Raw genomic sequence first — 568 nt, forward strand, 5'->3', positions numbered from 1 at the left:
GATGACAATCTCGGTTCGCCGGTTTTTTTCGTGGGACGATGCGCTCACGATTTTCTTGAAAGGGGATGACGATGGGTATCCTGAACACCGTGGGTGAAATCGCTGGCGCAATCGCAGCCGTCGAAGGCGCGGAAAAGCTGGATCCGGATGCGGGCCTGCTGACCAAGGCGGCAGCCGCCGTCGCCGGCTTCAAGGGCGCGGAAGCGATCGAAGGCATGCTCGAGAAGAAGGAAGAGCAGCCGCAGCAGGCAGACGACACGCAGGCGACGGACGGCAGCGACACGTCGCAGGCATGAGCATGGCGGCTGGTCCGGCCGTGGGCGCGCCCTTCGCGCGCCCGGCCGGGCCGGTGCCGCGCAGCCGGCAGGTCGGGCATGCGGTCGATCGGTGACGCATGGCACACCCGGCAGCCGGTTTGACCGGCGAGAGGCAACGTCTCTCGCCGTTTTTTATTGGGCGTGCGCGTGGCGGCACCGTGTGCCGCAAGAATTCCGGAATCTTGCTATCGTGCCTGCATCCGAACTGCGATGAGGCAATGCGATGGATTTCGACTACGACCTGTTCGTCA

Annotated in this window: 1 protein-coding gene; it reads left to right on the top strand. The window is 64.3% G+C overall.

Annotated elements, in window-relative coordinates:
* The first annotated feature begins 71 nt into the window (after nt 1-71).
* Nucleotides 72-296, top strand: a complete 225-nt coding sequence (locus L810_RS43035) for a hypothetical protein (RefSeq protein ID WP_027788932.1) — start codon at nt 72-74, stop codon at nt 294-296.
* Nucleotides 297-568 lie beyond the last annotated feature (272 nt).

The sequence above is a fragment of the Burkholderia sp. AU4i genome (genome assembly GCF_000466765.1).
GTDB lineage: Bacteria > Pseudomonadota > Gammaproteobacteria > Burkholderiales > Burkholderiaceae > Burkholderia > Burkholderia cepacia.